This window comes from Klebsiella sp. CN_Kp066 (genome assembly GCF_040065135.1).
Classification (GTDB): Bacteria; Pseudomonadota; Gammaproteobacteria; order Enterobacterales; family Enterobacteriaceae; genus Klebsiella; species Klebsiella oxytoca.
Genome location: NZ_JBEAIU010000001.1, coordinates 76,467 through 95,508, shown reverse-complemented (window position 1 = coordinate 95,508; position 19,042 = coordinate 76,467). Strand labels below are relative to the sequence as shown.

Below are 19,042 nucleotides of genomic sequence, written 5' to 3'. Positions count from 1 at the left end.
ATGTGTCAGTCATTCTCAGGGTGGTATGGAATTTGCTCCGGTTCCTGTACAGAGCGTTTGAGTAAGGAGCCAGCCATGATCCGACACCGGTTACACGTTGATTTCGACCCGCGCCGCGGTTTGCAGGAGCAGGTGCGCGAAACGCTGATTAACGCCATTCTGGGCGGCATTTTTTCCGCCGACACGCCGCTTCCCTCCTGCCGCCAGCTGGCCAGCCAGCTGCGGGTATCGCGTAACACCACGGCGCTGGTGTTTGAGGGGCTGGTTAACGAGGGATATCTGGTGAGCCGCCCGCGCAGCGGTTATTACCTGCATGTGGATTATCAGCACGCAGCTCCCTCCACGGTAACGGAAGCTGCACCGCAGGACGCGGGTTCTGCACCACGCTGGGGCACGCGGCTGCAAATTACCCCCAGTCAGCAGGAGTCGATTCTCAAACCGGCCGGCTGGATGAACTACCGCTATCCGTTTATCTACGGTCAGCCCGATACCCGCCAGTTCCCGCTGGCGACCTGGCGCTCGGCGGCGAACTGGCTGCACGGCGGCGTAAGGGACCCGGAGTGGGTGGTGGATCATATCGATCGGGACGTGCCGATGCTGATTGAGCAGATCCGCACCCGGGTGCTGCCCAAACGCGGAATTGTCGCCTCGGCGGACGAGATTCTGATTACCCTCGGTTCGCAAAACGCGCTCTACCTGCTGACCCGCCTGCTGATGTCCCCCGGCACGCGCGTTGGCGTGGAGAATCCCTGTTTTCGCGAGGCTATTAACACTTTTCTGCTTGCCGATACCGATATCGTGCCGCATCCGGTGGATGAACAGGGGATCGTCCTTAATGACGCCCCCTGCGATTACTACTATGTGACTCCCGGGCATCAGGTGCCAACCGGGGTGGCGATGAGCAAAGCGCGCCGCAGCCAGCTGCTGGAGCATGCCGCCCGCCATGATGCGGTGATTATTGAGGACGATTACGACTCTGAAAGTAACTTTATGCTCAACCCGCTGCCGGCGCTGAAGGCCAGCGATCGCTGCGGACGAGTGATCTACGTGAGCAGCCTGTCAAAGGCGCTCTCGCCGGGCCTGCGGCTGGGCTTTATGGTCGCTGACCCGGATCTGATTGACGAAGCCCGGGCGCTGCGGCGGCTGGTGTATCGTCATCCGCCAACCAACATTCAGTATCAGATGGCCCATTTTCTCGCCCAGGGTCATTATGAAACCCACCTGCGGCGCTACCATTACGACTCTGCCCAGCGCTGGGAGCGCCTCAATAACGCGCTGCGGCAGCACCTGCCAGAGTGCCAAATCATCCCCGGCAGCGAACACGCCAATGCCTTCTGGCTGGCCACCCCGGAGCAAATCAACACCCAGCAGCTGACCTGGCGCGCCGCCCACGCCGGGGTGCTGATCGAGCCCGGCGCCCGGCATTTTCTCAGCGACGCGCCGCCGGATAACTTTTTTCGAATGGGCTTTCACGCCATTAACCCTGACGCCATCGAACAAGGCGTGGAGGTGCTGCGCGGCCAGCTGGCGCAGATGGGCTAGCGGTATTGTTCGAATGCCACGGCCTGGCGAACCTCGACCAGCGCCGCGCGCAGGGTATCAAGCGGAACAGAACCGAGGGCGATGCGCAGCGCCTGCGGAACAGTTGCGGCAACGCAGAAGGGTTCGGCGGTCGACACGGAAATATGGCGCGCCATCAGCGTTTTCGCCAGCCGATCGGCCCGACTCTCTTCGCCCAGAGGTAGCCAGAGAAAGTACGAATCCTCATGGCTCACGAAGGGCAGCCCGTCGAGCGCCGCACGGGCAAGCCGCTGCCGCTGCCGCGCATCCTGGCGCTTCTCATTTTCAAAGCGTGCAACCGTGCCATCTTCAATCCAGGCGCAGATCAGCGAGCTCATCAATGACGGCGTATTCCACGTCGTCGCTCGTATGGCGCGCTCAATCTCAGTCCGATAGCGAGGTGGGCAGATGACCGTCCCTACGCGCAGACCGGTAGCGACGTTTTTCGAGAAGCCGGTGACATATACCGTTCTTTCCGGCGCATAGCTCACCAGCGGCGGCGGCGGATTGCGCACCAGGCTGGCATAGGCGGCATCTTCAACGATCAGCAGGTCGTGCTGGCGGGCGAGTTCCGCCAGCGTCTGCCGTTGGCGAGGGCTGAGCACCCAGCCCAGCGGATTGTGCAGCGTCGGCATGGTATACACCGCCCGGACGCGCCGCTGCTGGCATAGCCGGTGGAGCGCATGCAGATCCGGTCCGTCCGCGCCGCAGGGGATCGCCGCCAGTTCCAGATGATACAGCGCCGCCAGAACCTTAAAACCCGAGTAGGTGAGCGCATCGACCGCCACCACGTCCCCCGGCCGCAGAAGCCCCATCACGGTCACCGCCAGACCGTGCTGGGCGCCGTTGACGATCAGCACATTTTCCGCGTCAGGGGCAAAGCGGCGGCTGGTCAGATAGCGAGCGATAATTTCACGTTCCGGGAGCCGTCCGCCATGCGGCTGGTAGCGCAGATGAGCCTCGATATCCCCTACCCCCGCCAGCTGCCTGAGCGCCTCGCGCAGCGCATCCCCCTGCGTCGGCAGCGAAGGATAGTTGAAGTTGAGATCCACAACATCGGCTGCCACCGCCTGCTGATCGACACCGTGTCCCGGCGGTAGCGCGATGTCCCGCACGAAGGTGCCGCGACCGGTTTCGCCGCTGACCAGCCCCATCGCTTCCAGGTCATGATAAACGCGCGTGGCCGTGGCCAACGAGATCCCTTCGTCGGCGGCAAGCGTACGATGCGTCGGCAGGCGGGTTCCGGCCGGCAGCTGTCCGCTCTGAATCGCCTGCGCGTATCTGTCGACAACCGCTTTGTATCGGGCTTTCATCGGTGAATGTATCTATGACAATAATTTGATTGTATTGGATTGGCCACATTACCATCGGCGCAGTCATGGCTCAAGCGAGCACAGCCCACCCCACTAAGCGAGGTTAGCGTGGTAGATTCAGCGGTTCATAAAACGGTTCCCGGGCCGTGGTCCGGATGGCTTAATGGTTTACTGGGCGTCATTATTTTTAGCGGTTCGCTGCCCGCAACGCGCCTGGCGGTGCTGGATATGGACCCGTTCCTGCTAACCTTTCTGCGCGCCTCCATCGCCGGCCTCCTCGCTATCGCGCTGGTAGTCGGCTTGCGCCAGAAATGGCCGCGCGCATCGCAGCTTGTCCCCCTGGCCATCGTCTCATCAGGGGTGGTGATCGGCTTTCCGCTCCTCACGGCGCTGGCTTTGCGCCACGTCACTTCAGCGCATTCGATCGTTTTCATCGGGCTATTGCCGTTGATGACGGCCATTTTTGGCGTAGTGCGCGGCGGAGAACGTCCGCGCCGCGCTTTCTGGATCTTTTCCGTTATTGGCAGCCTGCTGGTGGTGGGTTTCGCCCTGACGCAACAAGCTGCGGCGTCGCTTAGCGGCGATCTGCTGATGCTGGCGGCGGTGATCGCCTGCGGCCTCGGCTATGCGGAGGGTGCTAAGCTGACCCGGGAGCTTGGCGGCTGGCAGGTGATTAGCTGGGCGCTGATTATGGCGCTGCCTTTTATGCTGATCGCCTCGTTACTCACCCGGCCAGCGTCATGGAGCGCCATCTCGGTTTCCGCCTGGATTGCGCTCGGCTATGTGTCGCTCTTTAGCATGCTTATCGGTTTTATTTTCTGGTACAAAGGGCTGGCCGCTGGCGGTATCGCCGCCGTCGGCCAGCTTCAGCTATTACAGCCGTTCTTCGGGCTTGGCCTGTCAGCCGCGCTGCTGCACGAAACCGTCAGCCCACTGATGCTGACCGTCACCCTGGGCGTGATTCTGTGCGTTATCGGTTCGCGCAAATTTGGCCGCTAGCCTGTATTGCCCTTGTAGCCCGGAAATCCCGGGTCGCGGCGTAAACGCCTTACCCGGGCTACCGCCCCGCGGTATAGCGGTGAACGGAAACCCTTTACACCTTCCCGGAGGCGGCGCGTTGCGCCTGTCCGGGCTACTACCCGTAGCCCCGGTAAGCGCAGCGCGACCGGGGAGGACAACCGGTTACACTACCCGCGCGTACTGCAGCATCACCTGCAGCAGCACGTTCGCGCCGGCCTCAACGTGCTCCGGCGACGCATATTCAATTTCGTTGTGGCTGATCCCGTCCTTACAGGGGATAAAAATCATCCCGGTCGGCGCCAGATAGCTCATATACACCGCGTCGTGTCCGGCGCCGGAGACAATCTCCCGCGCGGGATACCCCAGCCGCTGCGCGGCGTCGGCGATTGCCGCCTGGCACTCCGGGTGGAACGGCGCCGCCGGATAGTGGCTCACCTCTTTCAACGCCACCTTCAGGCCGCTCTCCCGCTCGACCCCGGCGATAAACGCCCGCAGCTGGCGGTCCATCTCATCCACCAGCGCATCGCTGATATTGCGCATATCAATCGAAAAAGTGACCTCTCCCGGCACTACGTTACGGCTGTTCGGATAGACCTGCACTCTTCCAACCGTACCGCGCCCTTCCTCGCTGCGCCCGGCAATCGCCACCACTTCCTGCATAATGCGGGTCGCTATCTGTAACGCATCCTGACGCAGGCGCATCGGCGTCGGCCCGGCGTGGGACTCCTGGCCGGTCACCACGCAGTCATACCAGCGGATCCCCAGCACGCCCTGCACAATGCCGATAATTTTCTCTTCATCTTCAAGAATCGGCCCCTGTTCAATATGCGCTTCAAAGTAGGCGCCAACCGGATGGTCGCCCGGCGTCTGGCTGCCGATATAGCCGATACGCGCCAGCTCCGCGCCGACGGTTTTACCGTCCGCATCCTGCGCGGCGTAGATGGTCTCCAGCGGGAATACCCCGGCAAACACGCCGGAGCCCATCATCACCGGTACAAAGCGCGACCCCTCTTCATTGGTCCAGAACACCACCTCAATCGGCGCTTCGGTTTCAATCTCCCGATCGTTCAGGGTACGTACCACCTCCAGCGCCGCCAGCACGCCGTAGTTACCGTCAAATTTGCCGCCGGTCGGCTGGGTGTCAATATGGCTGCCGGAGACAATCGGCGGCAGCGCCGGATTACGCCCTTCCCGGCGCATAAATACGTTGCCGATTTTATCGACGGTGACGCTCATCCCGGCCGCCTGCGCCCAGCTAATCACCAAATCCCGTCCCTGGCGGTCAAGATCGGTCAGCGTCAGACGGCAGCAGCCGCCCTTCGGCGTAGCGCCAATTTCCGCCAGCGTCATCAGCGAATCCCACAGGCGCGCGCCATTGACCCGGCAGGCGGTGGTTTCGGTTATCGGGGTAAAAAGGACATCACTGCTCATTTCGGTCTCCTTGCATAAACGCGGCGGCCAGCTCGACCAGCAGACGATCGCTGCCGCGCGGGCCCAAAAATGAAATTCCCAGCGGCAGGCCGCCCGTCCGGGCAACCGGCAGCGTCACCTGCGGACGTTGGGTCATGACGGAAATTAACAGCAGATCGTGAGACAGGCGGCGGACCGCCTCTATCTCTTCGGCCTGCGCCGTCAGCAGCGGCGCGCCGTCGGGAACGGTCGGCATCACCAGGACCGCATCGCCCAACTGCGCGTCCCACCAGGCGGTAAAACGCTCGCGCTGCTGGCAGGCGGCGTCAAACTGCGCGCGGGTGACCGCTTTGCCCCAGAAAAAACGCTCGCGGACGTCCGGCCCCAGCTGCAGGCCGTAGCGCTCAATGGTTTCCCCCTGCGCCTGCCAGGCTTCGTAGCCCTGAATCTGGCGGAAGGCGAGATAGATATCATCCACGTCCGGCAGCGGCGCGCCGAGCGGCGTTACCGGGCCGAATAAGCGCGCCAGCTCCTGGCGGACCGGCAGCAGCGCCTGCTGGCTGCGCAGCGGCAGGCGGGAAAACAGCCCTTCATGGCTGGCCAGCCGCACGCCGGTGATATCCGCTCGCCCATCGTCGAACAGACAGGCGGCGACGGTGGAAAAGACCTCCGGCGAGCGGGCAAAGAAGCCACAGGTATCCATGGTGGCGCATAGCGGCTGGCAGCCGTCGAGGGAGAGTCGGCCATGGGTCGGGCGCAGGCCAAACAGTCCGCAGTAGCTTGCCGGCGTGCGTACCGAGCCGCCGGTATCGCTGCCGAGGGCAAAGTCGCACGCCTCGTTCGATACCGCCGACGCCGAGCCGGACGACGATCCGCCGGGGATATGATTCGGCGCGGCGCCGTTGCGCGGAGTGCCGTAATGCACGTTGTGCCCGCTCATTGAATACGCCAGCTCGCTGGTATGGGTTTTACCGATAAAGCGCGCGCCGTTATCTAATAATTTTTGCACCACCGGCGCAGTGCGGGTTTTCACCCCGGACAGCGCCAGCAGATGCGGATTGCCGCCGCCGGTGGGGTAGCCCGCTACGTCAAACAGATCTTTGACCGCAAAAGTTAACCCGCTCAGCGGCCCGCTTAGCGCATGCGCCACCGGATGCGGCGGATAGGGCATAAAAGCGCGAATATCATCCTGCATACTGCTTTCCTCATGGCTTCAGGCGTACAGCGCCTGGTTTTTAACGGACGCACTCAGCTCCCGCCAGCGATGGCAGCTCACCACGTGACGCGGCCCGGCCGGTTCGGTAGCCGGCTGGCTCTGCGCACAGGCGGGGCGCGCGTGCGGACAGCGATCGGCGAACGCGCAGCCGGGCGGCAGACGCGAGAGATCCGGCGGCGAGCCGGGGATACAGTGCAGCGCGTCGCCCTTTTTCAGCCCTTCTTTCGGTCGGCTGCCCAGCAGCACCTGGGTATAGGGATGGCGCGGACGATACAGAATCTCCTCAATCGACGCCTCTTCCACGATGCGTCCGGCGTACATTACCGCCACCCGGTCGGCGATCTCCACCGCCGCGCCGATATCGTGGGTCACAAAAATGATCGACAGATCGCGCTGCTTTTGCTGCTCGCGCAGCAGGATCAGGATCTGTATTTGCACCGTGGCATCGAGCGCGGTGGTTGGCTCATCCGCCAGCAGCAGCTGCGGGTTGCAGGAGAGCGCGAGGGCGATCATCGCCCGCTGGCGCATTCCGCCGGACATCTCGTGCGGGTAAGCATCCAGCCGCCGCTCGGGGCTCGGAATGCGTACCTGGCGCAGCGCCTCCAGCGCCCTTTCCCGCGCCGCCTGTCGCGACAGGCCTTCATGGCGACGCAGCCCTTCGACAATCTGCTGGCCCACGGTATAGACCGGGTCGAAGGCCAGCAGCGGCTCCTGGAAAATCATCGCGCAGCGCGCGCCGCGGTAGCGCCGCAGCTGCCCGGCGCTCATCTTCAACACCTCCTCTTCCCCGACCCTCAGCGTGCCGGAAAGCACGCTGCTTTTTGGCGGATGCAGGCGCATCAGGGCGCGCAGGGTGACGCTTTTACCGGAGCCAGATTCGCCGATCAGCGCCATCACCTCGCCTTTTTGTACATCAAAGGAGACGCCGTTGACCGCGTTGACCGTCTGACCGTCGCGGCGAAACTCAACCCGCAGGTCGCGGATATGGACGTAAGCTTCATGCGACATGGCTCACCTCCTTAATGGCGATTTTTTGCTGCCAGGGCGACGCGGGCTGCGCCATCAGGCAGGCGCTCAGGTGCCCCTCGCCGACGCTTTCGAGCGTCGGTTTCACCTCCGCGCACACCGCTCTGGCATGCGGGCAGCGGGTATGAAAGCGGCAGCCGGAGGGCGGAGAAATCGGGCTGGGCGGATCGCCGCTCAGCGGCGAGGTTAAGGTGCGATTATGCGGGTCCATCGACGGCATCGAACTTAACAGCGCCCGGGTATAGGGGTGGGCCGAGGCGGTAAACAGCTGCTCCGCCGGGCCAATCTCCACCACCTCGCCGAGATACATGACCAGGATGCGGTCCGACAGCCAGCGCACCACATGCAGATCGTGGCTGATAAACACATAGGTCAGCGCCAGCGTCCGCTTCAGCTCCTGCAACAGCTGCAGAACCTGAGCTTCTACCGATTTATCCAGCGCTGAGACCGCCTCGTCGAGGATCACCAGCCTGGGCTTCATCGCCAGCGCGCGGGCGATATTCACGCGCTGGCGCTGACCGCCGGAGAGCGCGTGCGGATAGCGGTGCGCAAAACGTCCCGGCTCAAGGCCAACGTGCGCCAGCAGGTAGCGGGCGTACTCGCTGGCCTCTTTGGCGCTGACGCCGTGTACCCGCTGACCGAAGGCAATGCTCTCTTCCATGGTCATGCGCGGGTTGAGCGAGGCGTAGCTATCCTGGAAAACCATCTGTACCTGGCGGCGATACGCTTTCATCGGCAGGCGCGATGAGCCTACTTCCAGGCCATCAAAGATCAGCTCCCCGCTGTCCTGCTTAAGCAGCTGCATCAGCAGCCGGGCGGTGGTCGATTTACCGCAGCCCGACTCCCCCACGACGCCGAGGGTTTCGCCTTTGATCACCGAAAAACTGACGTCATCCACCGCCTGTACCACTTCGCGCGCTTTGCCGCCGCCGGCGGGAAAATGCTTCAGCAGATTGTTAACCTTGAGCAGCGGCTGCGCCGGCCCGCCGAGGTCGATATTCGTAAAGGGTTGCATCGCTTACTCCTTAATCGCCATTGCCGCACGCAGGCGGTCCGCGAGGATATTGAACGAAATGGAGGTGATAAAAATCATCAGACCGGGCAGCGCCGCCACCCACGGCTGGGTATAAATCGCCGTGCGCAGGGTGTTCAGCATCAACCCCCACTCCGGCTCCGGTGGACGAACCCCGAGGCCGAGAAATGAGAGCCCGGAGGCGAGGATCATGCACACCGAAATCAGGCCGGTGGAGAAGACGAAAATCGGCCCCAGCACGTTGCCCAGCACCTGGACGCGAATAATGGTGAACGCGCTGGCCCCGGTGGCCCGGGCGGCGTCGATGTAGTCCATATGCCGCACCTGCGCGGTGACGCTTTCGGCAATACGCGCCACCTGCGGCACGAACACCAGGGTCAGCGATAGCAGCGCGTTACCGATGCCCGCGCCCAGCGCGCCGGAAAGCGCGATCGCCAGCAGCACCGAGGGGAAAGCATAAAATACGTCCACGGTGCGCATGATCAGGGTGTTGGTTTTGCCGCCCGCATAGCCGGCGATAATGCCGATAGCCCCACCGATAAAAAAGGCCAACACCACCGGGACAATCCCCATAAACAGCGATAGCCTTGTGCCGAGAATCAGCCTTGATAGCATATCGCGCCCGAGCTCATCGGAGCCCAGCGGAAAGCCGTCGGTGCCGATCGGCTTGAGGCGTAAAAACATCGACGTTTGATACGGATCTTTAACGATCAGCCAGGGGCCGAACAGCGCCAGCGCCAGCAGAACGAGAATGATCGCGCCGACGAATACCCCGCCCGGGTCGCGCAGCAGGCGGCCAAACACGCCGCGCCAGTAGCCTTGCCTGGCGACCGTCCTGGCAGAGACGGCAATGCTTTTGGTCGTCACGGTATCCACCATCGTCAGCTCCTCTTAATTCGCGGGTCGAGACTGGTTTGCAGAATATCCACCAGCAGATTGAGCAGGACAAAGAACAGCGCCAGTACCCAGATGGTGCCCTGCAATAGCGGCAGGTCGCGCTGGAAAATGGCGGTATTCAGCAGCAGGCCGGTGCCGGGCCAGGAGAAAACCGTCTCCACCAGAATCGAGCCGCCCATCAGATAGCCGACCTGCAGCCCCATCACCGCCAGCGCGGTCGGAGCGGCATTCTTCACCACGTGCAGAAAGATCCGCGATTCGTTGAGCCCCCGGGCGCGCAGGCCGACGATAAACTCCTGGCTGAGAATGTCCGCCACCTGCGAACGAACGGTGCGGGCGATGATGCCGGTCGGGATCACCGACAGCGTGAAGGCCGGCAGCAGCATAAACTGCAGGTGTTCCCAGTCCCACTGCCAGCCCACCTCGCCGATTGGCCCGCCGCCGGTTGCCGGTAGCAGCGCGAATTTAACGCTAAAAACGATAACCAGCAGCATCCCCAGCCAGTAGTGCGGCACGCTGACGCCGAATACCGACAGCACCGAGGCCAGGCGGTCAATAATGCTGTTACGAAAATAGCCGGCGACAAAACCAAACAGGCTACCCAGCACAAATCCGATCGCCGTCGCCAGCAGCGCCAGACGCAGAGAGTAGATCACCGCCGTCATGACCTCGTCGATGACCGGACGGCCGGTGGCGACCGACATGCCCAAATCGCCGTGCAGCGCCCGCCATAGCCAGTGCACAAACTGCAGCGGCAGCGGTTTATCAAAGCCGTAGGCCTGCATTAAGGTCTGACGCAGCGATTCCGAGGCGTCCGGCGGCATCACCGACACCAGCGGGTCGCCCGGTGCTATCTGCACCAGCATAAAACAGATCACCGCGACCCCGAGCATGGTGGGGACGGCCAGCAGGATGCGATATAGCAGGGTATTGATCATCTCTTGCTCCCGAATCAATTACTCTTTTTTGCTCACCAGGCTAAGGTCGATAAACCAGCTTTGCGGCTGCACCACTCCGGTGACGGCGGGCGAAATCGCCCTTGGCCCGACATCGTGAGCGACGAACAGGAACGGCACCTGATCGACCAGCGCGGCGTGCAGTTCGCCCGCGGCTTTATCCATTTCAGCCGGGGTAAACGCGTGCTTTACCGCCGCCGCCAGCTTTTCGGTTTCCGGCGTCGAGAAATAGCCCCAGTTGGTCGCTACCGGCGGGAAGGCTTTCGCGGTGGAGAAGCGGATCATGCCGAAATAGGGATCGTTAACTGCGGCGCTAACGTTGATCGCGTCGATCCCTTTCGCCGATGGATCTTTCGCCCCGAGACGCCAGTTGGTAAACAGGGTGTTCCATTCATTAACTTTAATGTCGACGTTAAAGAAGCAGCTTTTCAGGCTCTGCTGGATGTACTCGTTCATCGGCAGCGGCTGCATCTGCCCGGAGCCGGAGGCCGAGGTGGCAACCGTGACGTGCAGCGGTTTACCGGCGCTATAGCCAGCTTCGGTCATCAGCTTGCGGGCGGTTTCAGGGTCATATTTGATCTGGAAAGTGGGCTTGCCGTGCCACGGGCTGTCGGCCTCGTAGACGCCGGTCGCTTCGGTCATATAGCCGCCGAGATAGCTTTTAAGCTCGGCGCGGTTCAGGCACAGGTTGGCGGCTTTACGCACACGAATATCTTTCCACGGCGATCCCTCTTCAAAGGAGAACTGCCACGGCCACAGGTGCGGCTGGGTGTTGGCATAGATTTTAAAACCCTGCGCTTTTATCTGATCGACCGCGTCCGGAGCCGGAGCTTCAATCCAGTCCACCTGCTTCGAGAGCAGCGCCGCGGTGCGGGCGTTAGCTTCCGGCAGCGGGATCAGCACCACTTTATCCACCCGTGGAATTCGTTCTTTGTTCCAGTAGTCGGGGTTCTTATCGAGGATCAGCTGCTGGCGGGGAACCAGTTTTTCCATTTTGAACGGGCCGCTGCCCACCGCATGGGCGGCGAACTCGGTCCATGCCTGTTTGCTGCGCGCCGCGGTATCGCCAGCGCTTGCCGGCACCGCGTCATACAGCTTTTGCCACGCGGTGGGCGAAACGATAAACAGATTGGTGATGTTGTAGGGCAGCAGCGCGTCAGGTTCGGCGGTGGTCAGCGCCACGGTATGGTCATCAATTTTCTCCGCGCCGGTCAGGGTCGGCATGCGTGAGAGAGTGTTGCCAATCTGGCCTGGCGCATACTGCGGCGCGGCTTTATTCAGTACCTTCTCCACGTTCCAGACGATGGCGTCGGCATTGACCTCCGAGCCATCGTGAAATTTAACCCCCGGGCGCAGGGTGAAAATCCAGCGGCTTTGATTTTGCGGGTCAACGTGCCACTCGGTTGCCAGTCCCGGCACCAGACCGCTGGGCTTTTCGCCTTGCGACAGATCCCATTCAACAAGGGCGTCGTAAAGCGGAATGCCGGTGAAACGGTTCCCTTCAAAACCCTGATCGGGCTGCCCGAGGGTCAAAGGAATATCGGCGGCAGTCATGGCGATCCGCAGAGTTGAGGCATGGGCCGACACGCTGGCAAACAACGCCAATGCCCCGCTAACAGCAACGGCGAGATGGCATCCAGGCGAAAATATTTTTTTCTTCAGCATCACATTGTCCCTGTTAAATAAAAGTCGCTAACTAACAGGCAAGATGCATACCAGTTCTGCAAGGGCGGGAAATAAGGGCGAAACGGCGTATAAAATAAGGATGACTTATATTATCTCGATGATTTTCATTGAAAAATAGAATCAGCTTATCTTTTTGCACCACTGACGGGAAATGTGTTGCAGGATTGCACCAGCCTTACTTTCTTTTGAAAAGGATAATCACGTGGCGTTATTTTCTATAAATTAAATTCATAATATTCGGCAAATCATCAGTTTGAGGCATTGTCTTCTATACTTTCTGATAAAGAGAAAGAGGGAGTCGCCATGCCGTTACCTGATTTTCACCGCTCCGAGCCGTTTACCCTTGGCATCGAGCTGGAGCTCCAGGTCGTCAACCCGCCGGGCTTCGATCTGAGCCAGGACTCTTCCGCGCTTATTGATGAGGTCCAGGGCACGCTGAAAGCGGGCGAGGCCAAACATGACATCACCGAAAGCATGCTGGAAATCGCCACCGGCGTCTGTCGCGATATCCATCAGGCCACGGCGCAACTGAGCGCGATCCAACAGGCGGTGCTGCGTGCCGCCGCCCGCCATCATGTACAAATCTGCGGCGGCGGAACGCATCCGTTTCAAAGCTGGCAGCGCCAGCAGATCAGCGATAACCCGCGCTACCTGAAAACCGTTGAGCACTTTGGTTACCTGGCGAAGCAGGCGACTATTTTCGGCCAGCACGTGCACGTGGGCTGTCAAAATGGCGATGATGCGATTTATCTTCTGCACGGCCTGTCGCGCTTCGTGCCGCATTTTATCGCGCTGAATGCGGCCTCTCCCTGGCTCGACGGGACCGATAGCGGCTTTGCCTGCTCGCGGCTTAATCTTTTTGCCGCTTATCCCGATAACGGCCCGATGCCGTGGGTCAATAACTGGCAGGCGTTTATCGGCCTGTTTCGTCGTCTTAGCTATACCAGCATGATTGACAGCATGAAGGATCTGCACTGGGATATTCGCCCCAGCCCGCGCTTTGGCACCGTTGAGGTACGAGTGATGGATACCCCGCTGACGATTACCCAGGCGGTAAATATCGCCGGGTTTATCCAGATCATTGCCTGCTGGCTGCTGACGGAACGGCCGTTTAAACATCAGCCCGAAGATTACCTGTTGTACCCCTTCAACCGCTATCAGGCCTGTCGCTATGGCCTGGACGGGATCAACACCGATGTGAACGGCGGCGAACAGCGAACCTTTCGCGAAGAAATTCTACGGCTGACGGATAAACTGGCGCCCAGCGCCCATAAGCTGAATGCCGGCAGCGCGCTGGAGGCGATTGTGCGCCAGGCGAAGCAGGCTCGCAGCGAGCCGCAGCAGATGCGCGAGTTCGTCGCCAACGGCGGTTCCTTAATCGGACTGGTGCAAAAGCACTGCGAGATCTGGACGGCGTAGCGGCGGTAACAGGGTATACTGCACGCTTTCGTCGTCTGTCTGGAACTTGTCGTGCGCTTTTTCTCTCTTCTGCCGCTGCTACTGTTATCTTTGCCCGCCTTCGCCAGCGGGAAATGCTCGCTGACCGATCCATCGCTCACGCTGCAAAGCTATCGCGTCGATCCGCAGCGCGAGCGCATTGTGATGTACTGGCAAAAAGAGGACGGCAAAGCCTGGGGGTCGCTGCGCTCGCTGCTGGCGGATATCGACCGCAACGGGCAGGTGCAGATGGCGATGAACGGCGGAATTTATGATAAAGCCTACGCGCCGCTGGGGCTGTATATCGAGAAAGGCCGGCAGTTGATCCCGCTTAACCGCGCCTCCGGCGGCGGCAACTTTTTTATTCGTCCCGGCGGGGTGTTTTATCTGCGAGGGCAAAACGCGGGAATTGTCAGCATTGATAAATTCAAGCCGTCGCCAGCCATTCAATACGCCGTGCAGTCGGGGCCAATGCTAATTGAAAACGGCAAGATCAACTGGCGGCTGAAGCCGTCCGCCAGCTCGCGCAAGTTGCGTAACGGTGTGGGCATCAACGGCGATGGCAAAGTGGTATTTATGCTCAGCGAGCGCGAAACCAATTTCTACGATTTCGCCTGCTACGCGCAATCCAGGCTCAACGTGCGCCAGATGCTCTATCTCGACGGCACCATTTCGAAGATGTACCGGAAAGGCGGCAGCGTGCCGTGGCAGTACCATCCGTTCGTCACCATGATCGCGGTGGAGAGCAGATAGTCTTAATAACATCGTCTGCAGGGAGTAGCCCCGGGGAGATTTTTATGCCGCTGTGGATATGCCTCTGAAACGACGTGATATGCAGCGATGCCCTGGCCCCCGCTGAAATCGGCGAACCGGAGGGCCGAAGACAAGGGCTGGCCGCCAGGGATGGCGGACAGAGGCGAATCGAGACACGACAAAATTGCCTGGAGCAATTTTGAACAGCGCTTGCGCTGGCCCCGTAGGGGCGAGTCCCAGGGATGGGACGAGTAATGTCGAGTTGAGCCGACCGCAGGCTGAGGTCCGGGAGGTGAGCGCAGTGCGTAGCACCGATTTCTTTGCGGGACCGCGGGGATTGTAAAGGGGGAGACGGTTTTCTCCCCCTTTCCCCGTTCACCTACCGCGGTGAGACATTTTCTGTGGAATAATAGTGAACGGAACCCCTCAACACCGTCCCGGAGGCGGCGCTTGACGCGCCTGTCCGGGCTACCAGGTCCGGGCCACCTAAATCCGGCGGTGCGCCCACTCGCGCAGGCGCTGGAACAGCACGTACAGCGACGGAATAAACAGAATGCCGATCGCCGTCGCCACCAGCATGCCGCTGAACACCGTGGTACCGATGATCCGCCGGCTCTGCGCCCCGGCGCCGGTGGCGAGCATCATCGGCACAATCCCGATGATAAAGGAGACCGCCGTCATCATCACCGCGCGGAAGCGACGGGTAGCCCCTTCGCGGGCGGCGTCGACGATCGACATCCCCTCTTCACGCTTCGCCCGGGCAAACTCGACGATCAAAATCGCGTTTTTCGCCGCCAGCGCGATCAGTAGCACCAGCCCTATCTGCACGTACACATCGTTGGCATAACCGGCCCACCATAGCCACAGCAGGGACCCGCCGATAGCGAACAGCACCGACAGCATCACGCTCGCCGGCAGCGTCCAGCTCTCATACTGGGCGACGAGAAACAGCCACGCCATCGCCACCGCCGCCAGCACGATCCATACCGCCTGGTTACCGGTCTGCTGCTCCTGCCACGAGATGCCGCTCCAGGCATAGTCATAACCGTGCGGCAGATTCGATTGTAAAATCTGCTCCATCACCGCCATCGCCGCCCGACTGCTGACGCCTTCAGCCGCCGAACCGCTTATCGATACCGACGGGAACTGGTTATATTGCTGAATAAACGGCGCGCCAACCGTTGGCGTAATCGTCACCAGATTACTCAGACGCACCCGCTCGCCGCTGTCGCTACGCACGTAAAGCTCGCTAATCTGCTCGGCCCGCTCGCGCCACTGCATCTCATTTTGCATCACCACGTGGTAGACACGATTATTGATGCTGAAATCGCCGGCGCGGGTGCCGCCAAACGCGGTCTGCAGGCTGCTGAAAATTCTTGCCACCGGTACGTTCAACCGGGCCGCCTGGTCGCGATCGACGGTGAGCGTCAGCTGCGGCACATTGCTGCTCCAGGTGGTAAAGACCCGGCTAAGCTGCGGATGCTGGTTGGCCATTCGCAGGACCTGATGGGTGACCTGCTCCAGCTCCGCCGGCGATTGTCCAGCCTGCGCCAGAATGCGTAAATCAAATCCGGAGGCGTTGCCCAGCCCCGGCAGCGTCGGCGGCGCAAAAGCCATAATCGTCGCTTCCGGCAGCCCCAGCAGCTGGCCCTGTAGTTTTTCCATCACCGCGTCCAGCGGCAGCCGCTGATGCCACTCTTTCAGCATCACGGAGATAAACCCGCCGTTCGAGGCGCTGGTGCCGTTGAGAATATTAAAACCGGACACCTGAATCACATCCTCAACCGCCGGGTTCCTCAACAGCAGCTCCCGCGCCTGGGCCATTACCGCCTCGGTACGCTCCAGCGAGGCGGCTTCTGGCAGCTGCACGCTGGCAAAGAAATAACCCTGATCTTCCTGCGGCAGAAAGCCTTTCGGCATTGTGGTAAAGCTCAATACCACCAGCCCTGCCGCGGCTACCGTCGCCGCCAGCGCCAGCCAGGGACGGCGATTCATGCCCCCGACCAGACGCCCGTAGCCGTCCCGCACCGTATCCAGACCGCGGTTAAAGCCGCGCCAGATGGCGGCAGGCCGCTCCGGACGCGGACGCAGCAGCAGCGCACACAGCGCAGGCGTCAGGGTCAGCGCCACCACGCTCGACAGCGTCACCGCCGTCGATAAGGTGACCGCAAACTGGCGATACAGCTCGCCAACGATCCCCGGCAGCATTGCCACCGGCACGAACACCGCCAGCAGCACCAGGGTCGTGGCGATCACCGGCCCGGCGATTTGCCGCAGCGCTTCGGCGGTTGCGGCGCCGCGATCCAGCCCCTCCGCCATTTTTGTTTCCACATTCTCCACCACCACGATAGCGTCATCTACCACCATCGTCAGGGCGAGGATAATCGCAAACAGACTCAGGGTATTGGCGCTGTAGCCCAGCGCGTAGAGCACCGCGAAGGTACCGATAAGCGACACCGGGATGGCCAGCGCGACTATCAGCGTCGCCCGCCAGCTCTGCAGGAACAGGGAGACCACCACCACCACCGCCAGCAGGGTCAGCGCCAGCGACACGCCGATCTCTTTGATCGTCGCCGCAACAAAGCGGGTGGTATCAAACTTCACCTCCCAGGTGAGATCCGCCGGGAAGCGCGCATGCAGCCGGGTCAGCTCGGCGCGTACCGCAGTAGCGACCTGCAGCGAGTTAGCGGTGGGCGTCGGGTAGATGCCGAGATAGGCGGAGTCTTTGCCGTTGAGCTGCGCGCCGGAGCTGTAGCTGCGAGCGCCCAGTTCAATAGTCGCCACGTCGGACAGGCGTACCAGCTGGCCGCGTTCGCCGCTGCGAACCACAATTTGTCCGAAACCGGCGGCATCGCTTAATCGCCCAATACCGTTGATGGTCAGCGTTTGCTGCTGGCCGTTAAACACCGGCGGCGTGCCTACCTGCCCCGCCGCGCCCTGCACGTTCTGCTCGCGCAGCGCAAGGGCAATATCGTCGGTCGTGATATTCAGCGCGTTCATGCGGTCGGGGCGCAGCCAGATGCGCATGCTGTAGTCGCGCGCGCCGAACATCTGCACTTCCCCGACGCCGGGAAGACGCGCCAGCGCCTCGCGCACCTGGGTGCTGGCGTAGTTGCTGACAAACAGCGGCGACAGGGTGCCGAGCGGAGAGTAGAGACTCACCCCCATCAGCAGGTTTGTCGCCCGCTTTCGCACCTGTACGCCGTTCTGCTGCACGTCGGCAGGCAGCTGCGCCACCGCCTGCGACACGCGGTTCTGCACGTCGATTGCGGCTAAATCGGCGTCGGTTCCGGCAGCAAAGGTCAGGCTCAGGCTGTAGGTCCCCTCATCGGAACTGGTGGACTCCATGTACAGCATATGATCGACGCCGTTGAGCTGGGTCTCCAGCGGCGCGGCAATAGCTTCCGCTACGTCCGCCGCGCTGGCGCCAGGCCAGCTGGCGCTAACGTTGATGACCGGCGGCGTAATCTGCGGATACTGCTCGACCGGGATCAGCTTTAGCGAGACCGCGCCGACAAAGGTCATCAGCAGGGCAATCACCATCGCAAAGCGCGGGCGTCGGATAAAAAATGTCAGCATCCCCTCTCCCTTATTCACTCAGCAACTGAATGGCCGCGCCGTCACGCAGGCGCTGGGCACCTTCCGTCACTACGCGCTCTCCCGCTTTCAGGCCATCCGCCACCACGAAGCTCTGGCCATGCTGACCGCCGGGCGCTAAACGGCGCATCGTCACGGTGTTGTTCGCCGTTACGACCCAGCAGTAAAAGCCCAGTGCATCCTGCTGTAGCGCAGAGGCCGGGATCATCGGGCTCTCCTTAAGTTGCTGCGGACGGAAGAAAACCGTGACGTTGCCGCCCGGCAGTAAACGGTGCTGCGGGTTAGCAAATTCAGCGCGCAGCGCCACGCTGGCGGTGCGGCTATCAATACGGTTATCAACGGAGGTCAGGACGCCGTCTTCACGCCGTCCATCCAACTCCACCTGCGCCAGCCACGCCTGCTTCATCGCGGCGATATCCGTGTGCTGCCCTGCTTTCGCGAAAAAGGCGGATTCATCGAGCGAGAACGCCACGCGAATCGGATCGAGCTGGACCACTTCAACCAGCACGCCGCTGGCGGGATTGACCAGGCTGCCGACGTGAAAAGGACTATGGCCGACGCGCCCGCTCACCGGCGAGGTAATGCGGGTATAGCCGAGCGTTATCTGCTGGGCGGTAATGCGCGCCTGCGCCTGCTCTACGGCGGCGGCGGCGACATCGCGCTGCATCTGCGCGGTATCCACGTCATGACGGCTGATTGAATGGTTATTTTTCAGCTGCTGATAGCGGCTCAACAGCTGCTGGGCCTGGCGCAGGGAAGCCTGCGCGCTTTTCAGTTCGGCCTGTGCGAGCGCCAGCGCGGCTTTCGGCTGGGCGTCATCCAGCGTAAATAGCGGCTCGCCTTTTTTGACGTACTGCCCATCCTGGAAATGGCGCTGCACGATCGTCCCTTCGGTACGGGCGCGAACGTCGACGGCGTGAATGGCCTCAACGCGGCCGGAGATTTGACGTTCATCGGCATGCGGCGCTTGTTCAACGGTGGCAACGCGCACCGGAATAGCCGGCGCGGCGGCGGCGATAAGCGCGTAGCCTGCCAGGCCGCAGGCCAGCAGGGCGGAGCGGATGATCTTGTTCATGGGGAATTCCTTACGACGATGCGGCGTCCCTTCCCCGCAGGAGAAGGGACGCCGGACGGGTCA

Annotated in this window: 14 protein-coding genes; 4 read left to right on the top strand and 10 right to left on the bottom strand. The window is 61.6% G+C overall.

All coding sequences use genetic code 11. The features are described 5' to 3' along the window. Window positions 1-75 precede the first annotated feature (75 nt). Entirely contained in the window at window positions 76-1,542 is a 1,467-nt protein-coding gene (locus tag ABLV75_RS00395) for a PLP-dependent aminotransferase family protein (RefSeq protein WP_004100022.1), read from the top strand. Here ABLV75_RS00395 and ABLV75_RS00390 read toward each other — a convergent pair. Next, window positions 1,539-2,873: a PLP-dependent aminotransferase family protein gene (locus ABLV75_RS00390; protein WP_004100020.1), complete on the bottom strand. Its 1,335-nt coding sequence runs from the start codon at window positions 2,871-2,873 to the stop codon at window positions 1,539-1,541. The genes ABLV75_RS00395 and ABLV75_RS00390 overlap by 4 nt on opposite strands. A 108-nt stretch (window positions 2,874-2,981) precedes the next feature. On the opposite strand from ABLV75_RS00390, the gene ABLV75_RS00385 reads away from it, so the two are divergent. After that, on the top strand, window positions 2,982-3,872 hold the full coding sequence (locus ABLV75_RS00385) for a DMT family transporter (protein WP_004100019.1): 891 nt from the start codon (window positions 2,982-2,984) through the stop codon (window positions 3,870-3,872). Between the two features lie 183 nt (window positions 3,873-4,055). Here the strand turns inward: ABLV75_RS00385 and ABLV75_RS00380 are convergent, their stop codons facing one another. Genes ABLV75_RS00380 through ABLV75_RS00350 form a run of 7 tightly spaced genes read right to left on the bottom strand, consistent with a single transcriptional unit; the run spans window position 4,056 to window position 12,096 of the window. Further along, on the bottom strand, window positions 4,056-5,324 hold the full coding sequence (locus tag ABLV75_RS00380) for a Zn-dependent hydrolase (RefSeq protein WP_004100018.1): 1,269 nt from the start codon (window positions 5,322-5,324) through the stop codon (window positions 4,056-4,058). Continuing rightward, window positions 5,314-6,498 (bottom strand): amidase, encoded by a 1,185-nt coding sequence (locus ABLV75_RS00375; RefSeq protein ID WP_004100017.1) that lies wholly within the window; start codon window positions 6,496-6,498, stop codon window positions 5,314-5,316. The genes ABLV75_RS00380 and ABLV75_RS00375 overlap by 11 nt, the downstream gene beginning before the upstream one ends. 18 nt (window positions 6,499-6,516) lie before the next feature. After that, complete coding sequence (locus ABLV75_RS00370) at window positions 6,517-7,527, bottom strand: ABC transporter ATP-binding protein (protein ID WP_004100016.1); 1,011 nt, start codon at window positions 7,525-7,527, stop codon at window positions 6,517-6,519. Beyond that, a complete protein-coding gene (locus ABLV75_RS00365; protein WP_004100015.1) occupies window positions 7,517-8,560 on the bottom strand; it encodes an ABC transporter ATP-binding protein in 1,044 nt (347 codons plus the stop codon). The genes ABLV75_RS00370 and ABLV75_RS00365 overlap by 11 nt, the downstream gene beginning before the upstream one ends. A 3-nt stretch (window positions 8,561-8,563) precedes the next feature. Beyond that, the gene (locus ABLV75_RS00360) at window positions 8,564-9,457 is read right to left on the bottom strand and encodes an ABC transporter permease (RefSeq protein WP_196551344.1); all 894 of its coding nucleotides are present in this window, start codon (window positions 9,455-9,457) and stop codon (window positions 8,564-8,566) included. Between the two features lie 2 nt (window positions 9,458-9,459). Continuing rightward, a complete protein-coding gene (locus tag ABLV75_RS00355; RefSeq protein ID WP_196090370.1) occupies window positions 9,460-10,413 on the bottom strand; it encodes an ABC transporter permease in 954 nt (317 codons plus the stop codon). Window positions 10,414-10,431: 18 nt separating this feature from the next. After that, entirely contained in the window at window positions 10,432-12,096 is a 1,665-nt protein-coding gene (locus ABLV75_RS00350; protein ID WP_004111180.1) for an ABC transporter substrate-binding protein, read from the bottom strand. 324 nt (window positions 12,097-12,420) lie between these two features. Here ABLV75_RS00350 and ABLV75_RS00345 point away from each other — a divergent pair, with 324 nt between their 5' ends. Next, window positions 12,421-13,536, top strand: coding sequence for a YbdK family carboxylate-amine ligase (locus ABLV75_RS00345; RefSeq protein ID WP_004100011.1), 1,116 nt, complete (start codon window positions 12,421-12,423; stop codon window positions 13,534-13,536). 39 nt (window positions 13,537-13,575) lie between these two features. Then, the gene (locus ABLV75_RS00340; RefSeq protein WP_029779301.1) at window positions 13,576-14,307 is read left to right on the top strand and encodes a phosphodiester glycosidase family protein; all 732 of its coding nucleotides are present in this window, start codon (window positions 13,576-13,578) and stop codon (window positions 14,305-14,307) included. A 486-nt stretch (window positions 14,308-14,793) separates the two neighbouring features. On the opposite strand, the gene ABLV75_RS00335 is transcribed toward ABLV75_RS00340, so the two are convergent. Then, window positions 14,794-17,886, bottom strand: coding sequence for an efflux RND transporter permease subunit (locus ABLV75_RS00335; protein ID WP_032734244.1), 3,093 nt, complete (start codon window positions 17,884-17,886; stop codon window positions 14,794-14,796). A 10-nt stretch (window positions 17,887-17,896) separates the two neighbouring features. After that, on the bottom strand, window positions 17,897-18,979 hold the full coding sequence (locus ABLV75_RS00330) for an efflux RND transporter periplasmic adaptor subunit (protein ID WP_023329409.1): 1,083 nt from the start codon (window positions 18,977-18,979) through the stop codon (window positions 17,897-17,899). Between the last annotated feature and the right edge of the window lie 63 nt (window positions 18,980-19,042).